At 62.7% G+C, this 17,079-nt stretch carries 18 protein-coding genes; 12 read left to right on the top strand and 6 right to left on the bottom strand.

Translation table 11 applies throughout. The annotated features are described in order from the left end of the window. Positions 1–13: 13 nt before the first annotated feature. Positions 14–1,039: a P1 family peptidase gene (locus NKJ89_RS12225; RefSeq protein ID WP_352602645.1), complete on the bottom strand. Its 1,026-nt coding sequence runs from the start codon at positions 1,037–1,039 to the stop codon at positions 14–16. After that, complete coding sequence (locus NKJ89_RS12220) at positions 1,039–2,112, bottom strand: branched-chain amino acid ABC transporter substrate-binding protein (protein WP_352602643.1); 1,074 nt, start codon at positions 2,110–2,112, stop codon at positions 1,039–1,041. The genes NKJ89_RS12225 and NKJ89_RS12220 overlap by 1 nt, the downstream gene beginning before the upstream one ends. 181 nt (positions 2,113–2,293) lie before the next feature. On the opposite strand from NKJ89_RS12220, the gene NKJ89_RS12215 reads away from it, so the two are divergent. From NKJ89_RS12215 to NKJ89_RS12180, 8 genes are all read left to right on the top strand, one after another. Beyond that, positions 2,294–2,821, top strand: a complete 528-nt coding sequence (locus tag NKJ89_RS12215) for a flavin reductase (RefSeq protein WP_352602642.1) — start codon at positions 2,294–2,296, stop codon at positions 2,819–2,821. After that, positions 2,818–3,747 carry an AAA family ATPase gene (locus NKJ89_RS12210; protein ID WP_352602640.1) on the top strand — a complete coding sequence of 310 codons (930 nt, stop codon included), beginning with the start codon at positions 2,818–2,820 and terminating at the stop codon, positions 3,745–3,747. Before NKJ89_RS12215 ends, NKJ89_RS12210 begins: the two co-directional genes overlap by 4 nt. Before the next feature lie 3 nt (positions 3,748–3,750). Next, positions 3,751–4,995: a vWA domain-containing protein gene (locus NKJ89_RS12205; protein WP_352602638.1), complete on the top strand. Its 1,245-nt coding sequence runs from the start codon at positions 3,751–3,753 to the stop codon at positions 4,993–4,995. A gap of 38 nt (positions 4,996–5,033) precedes the next feature. Continuing rightward, on the top strand, positions 5,034–5,372 hold the full coding sequence (locus NKJ89_RS12200) for an XdhC family protein (protein WP_352602636.1): 339 nt from the start codon (positions 5,034–5,036) through the stop codon (positions 5,370–5,372). Between the two features lie 6 nt (positions 5,373–5,378). Beyond that, positions 5,379–6,116 (top strand): XdhC family protein, encoded by a 738-nt coding sequence (locus tag NKJ89_RS12195; RefSeq protein WP_352602635.1) that lies wholly within the window; start codon positions 5,379–5,381, stop codon positions 6,114–6,116. Between the two features lie 66 nt (positions 6,117–6,182). Beyond that, positions 6,183–7,790, top strand: a complete 1,608-nt coding sequence (locus tag NKJ89_RS12190; protein WP_352602633.1) for an NTP transferase domain-containing protein — start codon at positions 6,183–6,185, stop codon at positions 7,788–7,790. A 239-nt stretch (positions 7,791–8,029) separates the two neighbouring features. Continuing rightward, entirely contained in the window at positions 8,030–8,881 is an 852-nt protein-coding gene (locus NKJ89_RS12185; RefSeq protein ID WP_352602631.1) for an alpha/beta hydrolase family protein, read from the top strand. A gap of 100 nt (positions 8,882–8,981) precedes the next feature. Next, positions 8,982–10,154, top strand: a complete 1,173-nt coding sequence (locus NKJ89_RS12180) for an epoxide hydrolase family protein (protein WP_352602629.1) — start codon at positions 8,982–8,984, stop codon at positions 10,152–10,154. Positions 10,155–10,198: 44 nt separating this feature from the next. On the opposite strand, the gene NKJ89_RS12175 is transcribed toward NKJ89_RS12180, so the two are convergent. Beyond that, entirely contained in the window at positions 10,199–11,251 is a 1,053-nt protein-coding gene (locus tag NKJ89_RS12175) for a DUF1176 domain-containing protein (RefSeq protein WP_352602627.1), read from the bottom strand. Positions 11,252–11,385: 134 nt separating this feature from the next. Here NKJ89_RS12175 and NKJ89_RS12170 point away from each other — a divergent pair, with 134 nt between their 5' ends. After that, positions 11,386–11,892 (top strand): DUF1993 domain-containing protein, encoded by a 507-nt coding sequence (locus NKJ89_RS12170; protein ID WP_352602625.1) that lies wholly within the window; start codon positions 11,386–11,388, stop codon positions 11,890–11,892. 59 nt (positions 11,893–11,951) lie between these two features. On the opposite strand, the gene NKJ89_RS12165 is transcribed toward NKJ89_RS12170, so the two are convergent. After that, positions 11,952–12,116, bottom strand: a complete 165-nt coding sequence (locus tag NKJ89_RS12165) for a DUF1127 domain-containing protein (RefSeq protein WP_023759496.1) — start codon at positions 12,114–12,116, stop codon at positions 11,952–11,954. A 395-nt stretch (positions 12,117–12,511) separates the two neighbouring features. On the opposite strand from NKJ89_RS12165, the gene NKJ89_RS12160 reads away from it, so the two are divergent. From NKJ89_RS12160 to NKJ89_RS12150, 3 genes are all read left to right on the top strand, one after another. After that, positions 12,512–12,973 carry a hypothetical protein gene (locus NKJ89_RS12160; protein WP_352602623.1) on the top strand — a complete coding sequence of 154 codons (462 nt, stop codon included), beginning with the start codon at positions 12,512–12,514 and terminating at the stop codon, positions 12,971–12,973. 116 nt (positions 12,974–13,089) lie between these two features. Continuing rightward, positions 13,090–14,157 carry an aldo/keto reductase gene (locus tag NKJ89_RS12155; RefSeq protein ID WP_352602621.1) on the top strand — a complete coding sequence of 356 codons (1,068 nt, stop codon included), beginning with the start codon at positions 13,090–13,092 and terminating at the stop codon, positions 14,155–14,157. A 52-nt stretch (positions 14,158–14,209) separates the two neighbouring features. Then, complete coding sequence (locus tag NKJ89_RS12150) at positions 14,210–15,475, top strand: cysteine desulfurase-like protein (RefSeq protein WP_352602619.1); 1,266 nt, start codon at positions 14,210–14,212, stop codon at positions 15,473–15,475. 18 nt (positions 15,476–15,493) lie between these two features. Here NKJ89_RS12150 and NKJ89_RS12145 read toward each other — a convergent pair whose 3' ends face one another. After that, the gene (locus NKJ89_RS12145; protein ID WP_352602617.1) at positions 15,494–16,522 is read right to left on the bottom strand and encodes a histone deacetylase family protein; all 1,029 of its coding nucleotides are present in this window, start codon (positions 16,520–16,522) and stop codon (positions 15,494–15,496) included. After that, positions 16,519–17,031, bottom strand: coding sequence for a GNAT family N-acetyltransferase (locus tag NKJ89_RS12140; RefSeq protein WP_352602615.1), 513 nt, complete (start codon positions 17,029–17,031; stop codon positions 16,519–16,521). The genes NKJ89_RS12145 and NKJ89_RS12140 overlap by 4 nt, the downstream gene beginning before the upstream one ends. Between the last annotated feature and the right edge of the window lie 48 nt (positions 17,032–17,079).

Genomic DNA, 17,079 nt, shown 5'->3' with positions numbered 1-17,079 from the left:
CGAGGGCCTCTGTTTATCCCAAACGCGATGACCAGACCGGAAACAGATCGTTTTCGGCCGGCGTCGCGGCAAACACGCCGCGGCTGATGGCGCGCGCCATCGTGGCGCCGGCTGCGGCATAGAGGTCGATTGCCGCGTCGGCGGTGAGTTCGATGCCGCTCGTGCCGGTTGCCAGCGCGAATACCAGGTCGCCATCGGCCGGCGTGTGGGTGGGCCAGATGGCGCGCACGAAGCCGTCATGCGCCGAGATTGCCAGGCGCTTTGCGGCAGCCTTGGTGAGAACCGCGTCCGTGGCGATGACGGCGATGGTGGTGTTGCCGCCGGTCTCCATCTGTCTGCCCATGTGCTTGTCGCGGTATTTCAGCAGGATACGCTTCGCGTCGCCCGGCATCGGCGAGGGATAACCAAGTCCGCCGAATTCGTCGCCGATTTCGAACGGTGCTGCCCAGAAATGGCGGGTTCGGCCTGTTGTCACCGACCCGGTCGGATTGACGCCGGCCAGCGCACCGATGGTGATGCCGTTGTCCAGCAGCGTCGAAGCCGAGCCGAGGCCGCCCTTCAGCCCCGAAGTCAGCGCACCGGTGCCGGCGCCAATGGTGCCGAGCTCGAAATCGGCAGCGGCGTTTTGCGCTGCTTCATAGCCAAGCTCGCGGTAGGGTGGATAAAGGCCCCAATCCTTGTCGCCGCCATTGCGCAGGTCGAACAGGATCGCCGACGGCACGATCGGCACGCGAAAGCCTCCGACCTCCAGGCCGATGCCGCGTTCGCGCAGCGCCGCCTGCACGCCGGATGCAGCGTCGAGGCCGAAAGCCGAACCGCCCGAAAGCACTACGGCGTGCACCACATCGACCGAATTGTGCGGTTCGAGCAGGTCGGTCTCACGGGTGCCCGGCGCACCGCCCAGGATCTGAACGCCGGCCACCGTCGGTTCGTCGCAGAGCACGGTCGTAACGCCGGATTTCAGCTTGGCATCGGACGCGTTGCCGACGCGCAGTCCGGCAACGTCGGTGATCAGGTTGCGCGGGCCGGTGCGAAACATCAGTTGCTTTCCAAAGGCGCAAAGCGCGTGCCGTCGAATCGGAAGACGCGGTAGGGGCTCTGGCTGAGGTCGCCTTTTGCGTCAAAGCGGATCTGCCCGATCGCAGTGGTGAAATCCTGTCCGGTCAGGGCCTCGGTCAGTGGCTTGCCCGAGCCCTCGGACAAGGTTGACGCCGTTTTGGCGATCTCGATCGCCGCGTAGGCGGGCAGCGTATAACCGTCGGGCACGACCTTCTGCGTGGCAAAGGCCGACAATAGTTTGGGGTCGGCGACATCGGCCCATTCCGGCGGTGCGATCATCAATGTTCCCACGGCATAGGGCACGTCGCCGGTCGGTGTGCGGAGGTTCTCCCCGCCGGCAAAGACGATGCCGGCCTGGAGCTGTGCGGCATCCCGGCCCATGATGGCTATGTCGTCGCCGTCGCCGCCGGCAAATACATGCGTGGCGCCGGCCTTCTTCAGCCGGCCGATCATGCCGATCTGATTGTCGAGCTGCGGCCGGAACGTGTCGACGAATACCGGTTTCAGCGCTGCCTGCTCCGCGGCCGCCCGCAACGTCTCGGCGATTTCGCGGCCATAGATGGTGCCGTCGTCGATGACCGCGAACAACTCGCCTTGCCACAGATGGGTGAGGGTGGAGGCGACGGCGTTGCGCTCATCGTCGCCGCGTGGCCCGAGGCGAAAGACCGGCCAGCCGGTCTTGGCGCGGCGGTCGGTCAGGCTTTCGGTTCGCACGCCAACGGTAATGACTGGAATGTTGGCATCCCTGAGGATCGGCATCGCCGCCTCGATCGCCTCGGTGCAAAGGAATCCGACCACGACATTGACCTTGGCTGCGACGAATTCCCTGGCCGCCGCAGCGCCTCCGTCCGCAGTGCAGGCGTCATCCACGATCTTGAGTTCTATGCCGTTTGCTAGGGCCGCCTGACCGGTGCCGGCCTCGATCTGCTTGCCGAGAATGGCCGATGGTCCAGAGAGAGGCGCTGAGACGCCGACCACCAGCGTCTGGGCATTCGCATCACTGGCCAGAAACAGCCAGAACAGCGCCGCTATCGTTCTTGTCCTGGGTCGCATTCGAGCGATGAGGTCCTCTGTGTCGGTCTTATGCTGCTGGCACCTATTTATCGCCAAGACCTAAAGCCTGCCCGACCTTGGTGCAACACGCGAATTTCGGGATATGGCTCAAGCACTTCGCTTGTGGCAGGCTATGTATGGCCATATATGTCGGTAGGATCCTGACCATGGAAAACATACGGTGCTGAAGAAGAACGAAATTGGGCCGCAGGCCTACCGCGACGCCATGAGCCATTTTGCCGGCCACGTCCATGTTGTCACCACCGATGGGCCGGCCGGCAAGCGCGGTGCGACGGTGATTGCGGCCTGTTCCGTGTCGGATACACCGCCGACCATTCTGGTCTGTCTCAATCGTGAAAATCCCAAGAATGAGCCGTTCGTGAAAAACGGCAAATTTGCCTTGAACACCCTGGCCTCGCATCAGGAGCCGCTGTCGATCGGCTTTTCCGGCATCACCGGCCTGCCGGTCGAGGAGCGCTTCGCGCTTGGCGAATGGGACGTGATCTCCACCGGCGCGCCGACGCTGAAGGGCGCGCTCGCCGTGTTCGACTGCGAATTGATCGACACCAAGGACCTGGCAACTCATCGTGTGCTTTTTGGCAAGGTGACAGGCCTTCGGATGGGCGATAATTTGCGGCCGTTGATCTACCACGCCCGCGGCTACCACGTTCTGGAAAGCGGAGGGCCGGCGTTCACGGAGAAAGAATGACCGAGCTGAAACCGCGCGCCGCGCCGCGGACGATCGACGAGACGCTCGATCTCCTGACCGGCGCGGATTATGTGGCGGATCGGTCGCTGGCGACCGTGCTGTTCCTGTCTTTGCGCATGAAGCGGCCGCTGTTCCTCGAGGGCGAGGCCGGCGTCGGCAAGACCGAAATCGCCAAGGTATTGGCGCAGGCGCTCGGCCGTCGGCTGATCCGCCTGCAGTGCTATGAAGGCCTCGACGTCTCGTCCGCCGTCTATGAGTGGAACTACGCCGCCCAGATGATCGAGATCCGCATGGAGGAGGCGGTCGGCAAGGTCGAGCGCTCCGCCATGGAGCGCAACGTCTTTTCCGAAAAATATCTTATCCGCCGCCCGGTGCTCGATGCGCTGACCGGCAAGGCGGGGGCTGCTCCGGTCTTCCTGATCGACGAGCTCGATCGCACCGACGAGGCGTTCGAAGCCTTCCTGCTCGAAATCCTGTCGGACTTCCAGGTCACGGTGCCTGAACTCGGCACCATCAAGGCGGACGAGCCGCCGATCGTCATCATCACGACCAACCGCACCCGCGAGATCCACGATGCGCTGAAGCGGCGCTGCCTCTATCATTGGGTCGACTATCCCAATGCCGAGCGCGAGCTGGAAATCGTGCGCCGCAAGGTGCCGCAGGCCAATCAACGTCTTTCGGCCGAAGTGGTCTCCTTCATCCAGAAGCTGCGCCAGATCGAGCTGTTCAAGGTGCCGGGCGTCGCCGAAACCATCGACTGGGCCGGCGCGCTGACCGAGCTCGACAAGGTGGCGCTCGATCCTGAAACCGTATCCGACACGATCGGCGTGCTGTTGAAATACCAGGACGACATTGCCCGCATCGAACAGGGCGAAGGCCGGCGCATCCTCAACGAGGTGAAGGCCGAGCTTTCGGCGGCGGAGTAAGCGATGCCGATCCAGGAGCCGAAACAAGCGAAGGTCGACGGGCGGATCGCCGACAACATCGTCTATTTCGCCCGCACTCTTCGCAAGGCCGGCATGCGGGTCGGGCCCGCCTCGGTCAAGGATGCCATCGAGGCGGTTCTCGTCGCCGGCATCGGCTCGCGTGACGATTTCTACTGGACGCTACACGCCGTGCTGGTGTCCAGGCATGAGGATCACGCCATTTTCGACGAAGCCTTCCGGCTGTTCTGGAAATCGCGTGAACTGATCGAAAAGATGCTGGCGATGTTTTCGCCGGTGGCGCCTGACAACAGGGAAAAGCAGAAGCCCCGCGCAGCCGAGAACCGCGTCAGCCAGGCGATGTTCGAAGGCCACCAGAAGAACCAGCCAGCCCAGGAAATCCCTGAGATCGAGGTCGACGCCCGGTTCACTTTTTCCGGCAACGAGGTGCTGCGAGGCAAGGATTTTGCCCAGATGAACGCGACCGAGATGGCCGACGCAAAGAAGGCGATCGCGCAGCTGCGGCTGCCTTTCGACATGGTGCGAACGCGGCGCTTCAAAGCCGACGCGCAGGGTCGCCGCGTCGATCCGCGCGCCATGATGCGTTCAGCCGCGCGCACCGGCGGCGAACTGATCCTGCCGAAATTCCGCTCAGCTCGCGAAGTTCATCCGCCGCTGGTTGTGCTGGCCGACATTTCCGGCTCGATGAGCCAGTACACGCGCATCTTCCTGCATTTCCTGCATGCGCTGACGGAAAAACGCCGGCGCGTGCGCACGTTCGTTTTCGGCACCCGGCTGACCAACCTGACCCGTCAGATGCGCCATCGCGACCCCGATGCCGCCCTTGCCGATTGTTCGACTGCGGTCAGGGACTGGTCGGGCGGCACCCGCATTGGCGACACGCTGGCCGAGTTCAACCTGATATGGTCGCGCCGCGTGCTGGGGCAGGGTGCGGTCGTGCTTTTGATCACCGACGGGCTGGAGCGCGACGATGTCGCCGGCCTGTCGGAGGAAATGGAGCGCCTGCACAAATCCTGCCGGCGGCTGATCTGGCTGAACCCGTTGCTGCGTTTCGACGGCTTCCAGGCGCGCGCCCGCGGCGTCAAGGCGATGCTGCCGCATGTCGACGAGTTCCGCTCGGTGCACAATCTCGATGCGCTCGCCGACCTCTGCGCATCGCTGGACAAGAAGTCGGCACGGTCGGTCGACCCGCGCCAATGGATGGAAGTTGGCGCGAGACGTGCCGCATAGCCATATATCCGGAAAAACAGACTCTCAGAGAAACGATCATGGAAAACAGCATTTATCTGGATGAAGCCCGTGACCCCTTGATCATCGCGGAAGGCTGGATGAACGACGGCAAGGACGTGGCCATCGCGACAGTGGTCGAGACCTGGGGTTCGGCGCCCCGACCTGTGGGCAGCCATCTGGTCATCGACGCGGACGGTAATTTCCACGGCTCTGTTTCGGGCGGATGCGTCGAAGGCGCTGTTGTCACCGAGGCTATCGACGTCATCGACAGCGGCAAGGCCAGGATCCTGGAGTTCGGTGTTGCCGACGAAACCGCCTGGCAGGTCGGCCTGTCCTGCGGCGGCCGCATCAAGGTCTATGTGGAAAGACTGGGCTGATCTCGAATGGATCCCTATGCGCTGAAGACGCTTAACGCCGAACGACGCGCCCGTCGCGCGGCGATTCTTGTCACCGATCTCGGTGATGGCCGCGACCGCATCGTGCGCGAGGGCGATCAAGTCGCCGGCGATCTTGGAGCCGCAATCGCAAAAGCGCTCCGCACCGGCAGTTCCGGTTCGGTCGAGGCCGAAGGACGAACCTTCTTTCTCAATGCACATCTGCCACAGCCGCGTCTCGTGGTGATCGGCGCGGTTCACATCAGCCAGGCGCTGGCGCCGATGGCGAAAATCGCCGGTTACCCCGTAGAGATCGTCGACCCCCGCACCGCTTTCGCCACGCCGGACCGCTTTCCCGACGTGGCGCTCCATGCCGAATGGCCGGAGGATGTTCTGAAGCGACAGCCGCTCGACAGCTACACCGCACTTGCCGCCGTCACCCATGACCCGAAGATCGATGATTTCGCGCTGAAGGCCGCGCTGGATGCGAACTGCTTCTATGTCGGAGCGCTCGGCAGCAGGAAGACGCACGCCAAGCGTGTCGAACGCCTGCTGGCGCTGGGCGCAACCGCCGACCAGATTGCCCGTATTCACGCGCCGATCGGGCTCGATATTGGTGCTGCCAGTCCGGCCGAGATCGCGGTTGCGGTGCTGGCGCAAGCAATCCACGCCTTCCGTTCGCGCGGTCTCGATGCCTCCGCATCGGCTCCAAAATCGAAATCGATTTTGGAAAAGCACGATGCGTAGATTCAAAATAGCAGAGCGTCCTTTGCGCGTCCAAAAGGACGCGCGGCGCTTTACCGGCGGCCCGGCGTGAAATTAGGCCCCATTCCGATCCACGCGGCCGAAGGCGCGGTGCTGGCGCATGCCACCACCGCTGGTGAACGGCGCTTCCGCAAGGCGCACAGGCTGAGCGCCGAAGACGTGGCGCTGCTGCGAGCCGCCGGTATTTCTGAGGTCGTTGCGGCTGTGCTGGCTGCCGACGACCTCGGCGAGGATGCCGCAGCGCAGGCGATCTCTGAGAGTATGGCCTTTCGCGGCATAGAGGCCAGGTCGGCCGCGACCGGGCGGGTCAATCTCCATGCCAACGCGTTGGGAATCTTCACGGTCGACGCGGCGATGGTTGACGCACTCAATGCCATCGATCCGGCCATCACCATCGCCACGCTGGCGCAGCATGCGCCGGTCGAGAAAGGCCAGATGGTCGCGACGGTGAAGATTATTCCGTTCGCGGTCAGGTCGGCGCTGGTCGACGCCGCGACAAAAATCTGTGCCGGTGGCGAGATCTTTGCCGTCAATGGCTACCAGGCGGTGCGTGTCGGCGTCATCCAGACGGTTCTGCCGGGCATCAAGCCTGGAGTGCTCGACAAGACGCTGCGCGTCACCGAGGCCCGGCTGGCGCGCACGGGCGGCAGGCTGACGGCGGAGCGCCGTACGCCGCATGAGATCGCTCAGGTGGCGGAAGCCGCGGCCTCTCTGGCGCGCGACAATGACATGGTGGTGATCTTCGGCGCCTCGGCGATGAGCGATTTCGCCGACGTGGTTCCGGCGGCCATCGAGAGGGCAGGTGGGACTGTCATCCGCGCAGGCATGCCGGTCGATCCCGGTAATCTGCTGGTGCTCGGCACACTCGATGGCAAGCGCGTCATCGGCGCGCCCGGTTGCGCCCGCAGTCCCAAGGAGAACGGCTTCGACTGGGTTCTGGATCGGTTGATCGCCGGCCTTGACGTGACCGCCAAGGATATTGCCGGCATGGGGGTCGGCGGGCTGCTGATGGAGATCCCGACACGCCCACAGCCGCGCGAACCGCTGCCGAAAAGCCAGCTCAAGGTCGGCATCGTGCTTCTGGCGGCTGGTCGGTCGAGCCGCATGGGCGGATCCAACAAGCTGCTGGCACTGTTCGACGGCAAGCCGCTGGTGCGCCGCACCGCCGAGCGGGCGCTCGGCTCGAAGGCTTCCGGCACGATTGTCGTCACCGGCCATCAACGCGAGCGGGTGCGGGCGGCGCTGGCGGGCCTCGACGTGACCTTCGCCGACAATCCCGATTTTACTGACGGCTTGTCCACCTCGCTGAAGGCCGGCATAGCCTATCTGCCCGAGGACACCGCCGGTGTGATGATCGTTCTAGGCGACATGCCGGGAGTCGCGGCCGACGATCTCGACAGGTTGATCGACGCCTTCCGCAAGGCCGGCGGCAATTCGGTGGTTCGCGCTACACATAATGGCAAGCGCGGCAACCCGGTGCTTTTGCCGCGTTCGCTGTTTCCGGCGATCGCCCATCTGGAAGGCGACACCGGCGCACGCCATCTGGTCGAGACCGAAGGGCTCGATGTCATCGACGTCGAGATCGGTGCGGCGGCGTCTGTCGATGTCGACACCCGCGAGGCGCTGGAAGGCGCCGGCGGCGTGCTGCAGGATTGACAAACCCGAGCCGAATTACGCATGCCAGAGGGATGACTTCATCTTCCATGTTGGCGCTTTTACCCCCCTCTGGCCTGCCGGCCATCTCCCCCTCAAGGGGGGAGATCGGCAGTTTCGATGGAGGCGTCCATCCTGCGGCCTTGGAAATTGGCGAAAACCGAAAGCGCATCCAATCTCCCCCCTTGAGGGGGAGATGGCCGGCAGGCCAGAGGGGGGCGTGCCGCGCGTTCCTCACAGCAATGCTTTTCTTGTTTTCTGCTTCCGCGCACGCCGACACATTATCTCTAAAACCCTTCAAAGACGACCTCTTCGCCTATCCGGCCACGCTGTCGTCCGACACCAACGGGGCCTACATGGTTCTGGACTATCGCGAGATGCGCGACATCAACCAGCGTGACCAGGTGCCGGAGCGCCGGGTGAACGCCCAATACACCGACACCGGCGTTCGCAAGGTGCAGCAGGATCTGCTCTTGAAGACCGATGCCGGCGATGTCAGGCATATTGCCGTCGGCAAGACCGAGGGCGCCGGCATCATCGTGCTTTATCTGCACGGGCAGGGCGGCAGCCGCAAGCAAGGCGTCGACGACTTCACCTTCGGCGGCAATTTCAACCGGCTGAAGAACCTGATGGCCGGCAATGGCGGCCTTTACCTCAGCCCGGATTTTTCCGATTTCGGTGACACCGGCGCCGCGCAGGTGGCGGCCCTGATCAATCACTATGCGGAACAATCGCCAGCCGCGAAGATCTTCGTCGCCTGTGGCTCGATGGGCGGCGCCCTGTGCTGGAAGCTTGCCGCCCGCAACGATACCGGCCGGCGCATCAACGGGCTGCTGCTGCTCGGCTCGCTATGGGACGAGAGTTTCCTGGCAAGCCCCGCCTTCAAGCGTCACGTCCCGGTCTTCTTCGGCCAGGGCAGCAATGACGTGGTTTTCCCCGTGGAAAAGCAGGAAGCGTTCTTCCGCTCGATCGTCGCCAGATCGAAAGCCTATCCGACCCGCTTCGTCCGTTTCGAGACCGGCACCCATGGCACCCCGATCCGCATGACCGACTGGCGCGGCACGCTCAACTGGATGCTGTCGAAGGCGCCTTGATGCATATCGGCCAAAGTGCAGTGGGTTTGGCGATCATGGCTCGGCCGATATCCACTTGCCGGTGTAGACTGACATGATCCAACAACTCGGAAGCACGGCGATGGACACTCGTCCCTTCAATATCCAGATTCCGAACGAACAACTTGAGGATCTCCAGGACCGTCTTCACGCAACGCGATGGCCAACTCCGCTAATCGAGACAGGCTGGAACGACGGGGCCGACCTGCCGTTCATGGAGCGCCTTGCGGATTACTGGCGAGATCGCTTCGACTGGAGAGCGCAAGAGGCGCGGCTGAACCGGCTGCCGCAATATCTGGCTAGGGTGAACAATCTGGATGTCCATTTTGTCCACCAGCTAGGCACCGGACCGGCGCCGCTGCCGCTGATCATCACGCATGGCTGGCCCGGTTCCTTCATCGAAATGGAACACATCATTCCATTGCTGACGGATCCATCCGCCCATGGTGGTGACCCGGCCGACGCTTTCCACGTCGTGGTTCCCTCGTTGCCCGGATACGGCTTCTCGCAGGCGCCGACGGCACCCGGCTTCCACTCCGGGCGCATCGCGGAGCTATGGGTGCAGTTGATGTGCGGGCTCGGCTATGAGCGCTTCGCTTGCCAGGGCGGCGACATCGGCGCGGGCGTCTCCGCCTGGATGGCACGGCTCCTTCCTGAAAACGTGCTTGGCGTCCACGTTAATTACATTCCCGGGAGCTATCGGCCACCCTTGGGTGCAGATCAGCCGCCTGTCACCGTTGAGGAACAGGCCTTTCTGGACAAGGCTGCGGCTTGGGCGGCAACAGAGGGTGCCTATGCCTATCTGCAGGGCACGAAGCCTCAGACGCTCGCTTATGCGCTGACTGACTCGCCGATCGGCCTCGCAGCCTGGATGATCGAGAAGTTCCGTTCCTGGAGCGATTGCGACGGTGACGTGGAACGCGCCTTTGGCATGGACGCGCTCCTTACGGACGTTTCTCTCTACTGGTTCACCAATGCGCTCACCTCATCCTTGCGGCTCTACAAGGAGAATCGGCTCTCCCCTCTTGCGTTCAAGGCGCAGGAACGCGTTTCGCCGCCTCTTGGGGTAGCGCTTTTCCCCCGCGAGTTGCCAATGCCGCCGCGCTCCTGGGTGGCGAGGGTTTTCGACGTGCAGCGATGGACGCCGATGCCGCGCGGCGGCCATTTCGCTGCGCTGGAGGAACCGAATCTTCTGGTCCAGGACATTCGCGCCTTCTTTCGGCCGATGCGTTCGCGGCCCGAAACGAGAAGGTGAATGCGGAGGACGGGTCGAACGCGGCGTTCTTGATCGAGTCTTCCCTACGGCGCGGTGTTGTAGTCGACAACCGTCTGCGGATTTTCCTCGCCGTCGTAGGATGCATCGACGTCGTACTGGACCAGCGAAAAATCACCGTTGCGGAACAAATACGTGCCGGAGTCGGAGGCATCGCCGATGCCGCGCCATTTGTTGAAAGTGGTGATCGTATGGGCGTCCGGGTCATAGTCGGAATTGGTGGCCCATCCCGTGGTGTGGAAGCCGACCACGGTCACGCTCAACAGCTTGCCTTCACTGTCGTTGTTCTCGTAGCGGATATCGGTCTCCGGTTCGGCGAACTGCAATTGCTGCACCGCCGAAAGCTCGTCGGTCATGTAGTAGACCGAATTTTCATTGTAAGCGGCGGCCGAACACGAAAAATGAAACAGCCGTGTTTCCTTGTCAGGATCGCCGGGCTGCGCATTCTTGTCCTTGTACTTGATCGAAAAGACCTCTGGCTCGTCGGCCAGGAACTGCTTGTCGCATTGGTCGCCATACGTCGCCAGAAAGGCCTTCTTGGCCTGTTCCAGTGCTGTGTCCTTCTTCGGCGACGGCGGCCCGTCGCCGCAACTTGGCGGCAATGCCTCTTCGAAATCGGCGGTGGAAGGCTTAAGCGCGCCTTTTTCGATGTGGATCGGATCGAAGGGCGGCGCGGCCTGGATTTGGGCATTCACCTGGCGCAGCGTATAGCAGCCGGCAAAGACCTTCTCGCCGCCGCTCTTGTCGGTGGCGCGGATGGCGACGGGGACGTTGTAGAAAATGCTGCCGGCGGCGCCCTCGTTCGAAACGGCCCCGGTCTCGACCTCGACTTTGTCGGTGCCGTCATAGCCCTTGACGAAACTGTCGAAATCCTTAGCCGGCTTCGTATCTCCGAAATAGCCCCAGGCGCGGGCGAATTCATGCCGGTTGATGGCGCTGTAGAGCGAGCGGACAACCGCATCGGCGCTCGACCGATCATCGACATAGGGCGTTTCGGGGGTATCTTCGGCGGCCAGGACCGGCAGGCCGATCGGGGCAAGGGCGAGAAAGGCAGTCGCTGCGAAAAGGGCGCGTCTCATCGGGTATCTCCGCTCGATGGGAGATTCCATGGCGATTGCGGCAACGTGGTGACGCTGGTTCGGCGGTCTTGAAGAATCGTACGCGAAGGCGTTACGTCGCATCCGCCGGCGTTCGGCCGGATAGGAGATTTGACGTGGCGATATCGATGTATGAGGCATCCGTGCCTGTGTTTTCGGCCAGGCTGAAAGCACTTTCCAATGTGCTTGCGGCCGCCGAACAGAATGCGATTGACCGCAAGATCGACCCGCAGGTGTTTTTGACGTCGCGGTTGGCGCCCGACATGTATGCTTTGACCCGGCAGGTGCAGATCGCCACCGACCATGCCAAGGGCGCGCCGTCACGGCTCGCCGGGCGCGAGGTGCCCAGATACGAGGACAACGAGGCGAGTTTCGCCGATGTCCAGGCGCGCATCGCGAAGACCCTGGACCTACTGGCGACATTTTCGGCGGCCGAGTTCGACGGCTCGGACGACAAGATAATCGAATTGAAGCTTGGCGGACGCGAAAGCTCGATGCCGGGCCTGCAGTATCTGCTGCATGTGGCCATGCCCAACTTCTATTTCCACCTCACCACCGCCTACGACATCCTTCGCCACAACGGCGTGCCGCTGGGCAAGGCGACGTTCCTGGGATCGCGCTAACGGATCGATGTCTTCGAGAAGTCCCGGACTGATCCGGGACATCTCGCGGCTCGATACGTTTAGCGAACGGACATTTCGCGGGCGATGCGGGGGAAATCGGCCGGCTTGATACCGATGTCGGCGCGGTCGGCATTGCTCATCGCATCGAGCAGTGCGAGCGCCGAACGGTATCTCAGATGCTCCTGCGGCCGCGGCCGGGCGAACATTTCAGTGAAGAAACTCATGATTCAAGCCCCTAATTGGTCCTCCACGGCCACCAGTATAGCTGAATCGCGACGATTGTGCAGTGCAGCATTTGCATGCCTGCCATGTCTTGGCGATTTTTTTCGCCATTTCCTGAACCGACCGAAACTTTTGGCAGACGCGCATCGTAGCCTCGAATGCTGGCTACATGGCCGGTTTTTCCTCGCCACTCCTGGCGAATTCCGGACCGCATGAAAGTGCGGTCCGGCTTTTCATTCTGGGGTTGAGGAGTTGAAGCGGCGCAGCCGCGCAACGGCTAAATTCGTTAAGATCGACGGCATGCAATTTTAACGAGCCGGTTATATGCTCTGAAGCTTGCACAGTTGGGCAAGGGGAGGCAGACATCGGCACTGGCGCCAAGCGTGATTTCGCTTCGTTGCTCGACGACCTCTTCGTTGCCTCCGACAAGGGCGACGGAGTTGGGATCGACGATGCCGGCGCCCGTCCATCCATCCCGTTCGATTATCTCTCGGTGGCCGATGAACTTCATTCCGGCCGCATAAAAGTTTCCGCCGCCGAATATCGCGAGGCCGGCGCCGATCTGGCGTCCGAATTCGCCGCCTTGCTCGATCATGCGAAGCTGGCTCTGGCAGGCGAAGAGCCAAAGCCCGAGGAGGAGCTGCCGCCGATCGATCCGGAATCCATCTCCGTCGAACTTGGTCTCAACCAGCCCAAGCAAATCGCCGATTTCAGCCGTATGCGCCGCAGTTTTGCCTTTGCCAATCATCCGGACCGTGTCGCGCCGCATCTGCGCCAGCGCGCCATGATCCGCATGCAGGTCGCCAACATGCTGATCGACGAGGCCAAGCGGCGCGCGGTGGCCGCCGCTCGCCGCTGAACGCCGCTGGCTCACGCAAAAGTCGGTCTGGCGAGGCTTGGAGAGCGCCTCTGGTTTCCGTAGGATGGGACTTCCTCCCCGCGCTGCCGCACCATTTTCCTCCGGAGCAGATTTCCATGCACAAACGCCGTCTCGGTCGGACCAACCTTCTTGTTACCCAGATCTGCCTGGGCTCCATGACCTGGGGCCAGCAGAACACCGAGGCCGAAGGCCATGCGCAGATGGACCTGGCCTTCTCGCGCGGCGTCAATTTCATCGACACCGCCGAACTTTACCCGATCCCGCCCAAGGCGGAGACGCAAGGGTGGACCGAAAAGATCATCGGCAGCTGGATGAAGGCCAACCGCAACCGCGATAAGGTGATCCTTGCCTCCAAAGTCGTCGGTCGCACGGCCAACCGGTGGTTTCGCGGCGACAGGCCGTCGCGACTGGTGCGCGCCGATATCTTTGACGCCATCGAAAAATCGCTGGCCAAGCTCGGCACCGACTACATCGACCTCTACCAGATCCATTGGCCGGAACGGGACATCCCTTGGGGCGCCAATCCGACACGCATCGGTGCTGTATCGCCGCGCGCCGATTCTGTCGGCGCACCGGCCGACGAAACACCGATCGCCGAGACGCTTGCCGTGTTCGACGATCTGGTGAAGGCGGGAAAGATCCGCCATTTCGGCCTGTCGAACGAGAGTTCCTGGGGCGTGATGCGTTTCCTTGCCGAGGCTGACAAAGGGATCGGCCCGCGCGTTGCGTCGATCCAGAACGCCTACAATCTCGTCAACCGCACTTTCGAGGTGAACCTCGCCGAGGTCTGCGAACGCGAGCAGGTATCGTTGCTTCCCTATTCGCCGCTGGCGCAAGGTTATCTGACCGGCAAATACGATCATGGCGCGCGCCCGCAGGGGTCGCGCTCGCAGCTGTTCAATCGTGGCCAGCGCTATGAGACGCCCAACGCGGCGCAAGTGCAGCTCGAATACAATGAGCTGGCGCGCTCCTTTGGCCTGGAGCCGGCATTGTTTGCCAATGCCTATGTCTCAAGCCGGCCCTTCGTCACCTCCAACATCGTCGGCGCCACGACCCTTTCGCAGCTCGACATGGCGCTATCTTCCGTGGAAATCGTCTGGACCGAAGAGATGCAGAAGGCGGTGGATGCGATCCATCAGCGGGTCGGCAATCCCTGTCCCTGAACGGGATTGGACGTGGCCGAATACTCGATAATTCCAAGGGAGCGGGGCGACAATGAATTTTCCGATAGAGCTGGTCCGCGAACGATTTCCGGCGTTGTCCCTGACCGACAAGGGCCGTCGCCGCATCTATCTCGACAATCCTGCCGGCACGCAGGTGCCACAGGCAGTAGCGGATGCCGTGTCGCGCTGTCTCTTGGCCACCAACGCCAACCTTGGCGGCTATTTCGAAACGACGATTGCCGCGCAAACTGTCGTCGACGAGGCGCATCAGGCGATGGCCGATTTCCTCGGTGCGGCGAGCCCCGAGGAAATCATCATCGGCGCCAACATGACGACGCTGACCTATCACATATCGCGCACGCTCGGCCGCGCGATGCAGCCCGGCGACGAGATCATCCTCACCCGTATGGACCACGAGGGCAACGTCTCGCCCTGGCTGCAACTGGCCGAGGATCTCGGGCTCGTCGTGCGCTGGCTGCCGTTCGACGAAACGAGCTGGCAGGTCGAAGAGGCGACGCTGGCTGGCCTGCTTTCAGACAAGACGCGATTGGTCGCCTTGAACTATGCCAGCAACCTGACCGGTTCCATCAATCGCGTGAAGGCGCTGACCGCCATTGCGAAACAGACCGGTGCGCTGGTCTATGTCGACGCCGTCCAGTTCGCGCCGCATGGCCTGATCGACGTGCAGGAGCTTGGCTGCGATTTCCTGATCTGCTCGGCCTACAAGTTCTTCGGTCCGCATATGGGCATTTTGTGGGGGCAGCGCGACGTCATCGATGGCCTGAAACCTTACAAATGCCGCTGCTCGTCGAATGGCCTGCCGGAGCGGTTCGAACTCGGCACGCCGCAGATCGAACTGATGGCCGGTCTCACGGCTGCGATTGACTACTTTGCCGATCTTGGCGCGGCATCGGGCGAGGGTGGATCGCGAAGGCAGAAGATTGCCAAGGCGTTCGATCTGTCGATCGCCTACGAAAACCCGCTGGCGCAACGCTTGATCGAAGGTCTGTCCGATATCGAGGGTCTGACCATCCACGGCATCACCGATCCGAAGCGGATTGGCGAGCGCGTGCCGACCGTCTCCTTCACCGTCCACGGCATCGTGCCGGAGACGATCGTGCGACAGATGAACGCCGAAAATATCTTCCTGTGGTCTGGCCACAACTACGCCTGGGAGATCGTCCACCAACTCGGCATTCCGGCTGAGCAAGGTGTCGTGCGCATCGGCATTGCCCACTACAATACGGCGGCCGAAATCGAAGAGACGCTGGAGAGCGTACATCGGGTCATCGCCATGCTCAGGCAGCAGCGACCCTGACGCGTGGTCAGGGTGAGATCACCGCGACTTGCTGCCGAAGCCGGTGAGGAATGCGGTGAGATTGTCGCCGAGTTCGTCGCAGAGATAACCGCCCTCCTGGACGATCACCGTTGATAGGCCGAGCTTGGCAATGGCCTCGCCGATGCGCGCGAAGCCCGGTGTCGTCACAGAAAGTCCGCCGAACGGGTCGCCCTCGAACGCGTCGAGGCCGAGTGCCACGACCAGCGCGTCGGGCGAAAAGGCACGGACGCGCTGGAATGCCACCTCAAGCGCTTGGAGAAACGCCGCATCAGTGGATTTGCGCGGCAGCGGCAGGTTGAAATTGTAGCCAAGGCCAGCCCCTTCGCCGCGCTCGTCGGCGTGGCCCCAGAAGAACGGATAGAAGCGCACCGGATCGGCATGCAGCGAGACGGTGAGAACATCGGGCCGTGCATAGAAGATGCCTTGCGTGCCGTTGCCGTGGTGCAGGTCGACATCGAGGATTGCGACGCGCGAAGCCGTCCTGCGTAAAACCTGCGCGGCGACGGCCGAGTTGTTGATGAAACAGAAGCCGCCGGCGACATCGGCAAAGGCATGGTGGCCGGGCGGGCGGCACAGCGCGTAGGCGGCTGATGCGCCTGACATCACCGCCTCGGCGGCTTCGACTGCGCTCCAGGCGCTCCACAGCGCGCTCTGCCATGTCTCGCCGGAGATCGGGCAAGCCGTATCGGCCATGTGGTAGCCGGCCTGGCCGACCGCCGAAGCCGGATAGGAGCCGCTGCGCGCGATCGGGTGGATGTTGGGGATCACCTCAACCGACGCGCCCTCGATGCGCTGCCAGCGAGCGTAGATATGTTCGAGGAAATGCAGATATTCCGGTGTGTGCACCGCTGCGACCGGTCCGAGCCCGTGATTGCGCGGTCGCACGATCTCGCAACCGGCTGCTTTTGCGCCGGCTAATAACCTCTCGACGCGTTCCGGCTGTTCCGGATTGGGCTGCGCCGCACCGCTCGAAAGAAAGGCCTTGGGGTCGTGGCGCTTCTGTTCCTCGGCATAGAAAGTTTTCATTCCTGCTCCCCATTTTCGGTCGCATCGGCGAAGGCGAAAAAGGCCTCGCCGGTGATCTTCTGCGTCTGCTCGTAGCTCGACCAGGCGATGCCAAGCCTTTCATAAAAGGACTTGGCACCCTCATTGTCGGTGTCGACGGACAAACGGAGATAGGCGCCGCCGTCTTTCCGGCACTGCGCCGCAACGTGCCGCAGCAGCCGCTCGCCGATCTTGCGGCCGCGAAAACGGTCCTCGACATAGAGGTCCTGCACATAGACACCAGGCCGCCCCATCCAGGTCGAAAAGATCGGGAAATATAGGCAGAGACCGGCGAACTCGCCGCCGACTTCGGCGATCAGGGTCGAAAAGGCGGGTTTTTCGCCAAAGCCATAGCGGCGGAGATCGTCGGCGGTGGAGATGATCTCTTCCGGTGCCCCGATGTGGGTCCCAAGTTTCAGGATCGATGCGTGGATGGTTTCGACGTCGTCGATCCGGCCAGGGCGGAGGGCGATTTTGGGCGAGGCAGTCATTGGAGGTCCGGCGCCCAGGCGCCCCCCTCTGTCCTGCCGGACATCTCC

The sequence above is a fragment of the Mesorhizobium sp. M0047 genome, from assembly GCF_040323315.1.
In the GTDB taxonomy this organism is placed as follows: domain Bacteria; phylum Pseudomonadota; class Alphaproteobacteria; order Rhizobiales; family Rhizobiaceae; genus Mesorhizobium.
Note: the sequence above shows the minus strand (reverse complement) of the source record. Positions and strands in the feature narration are given on the sequence as shown.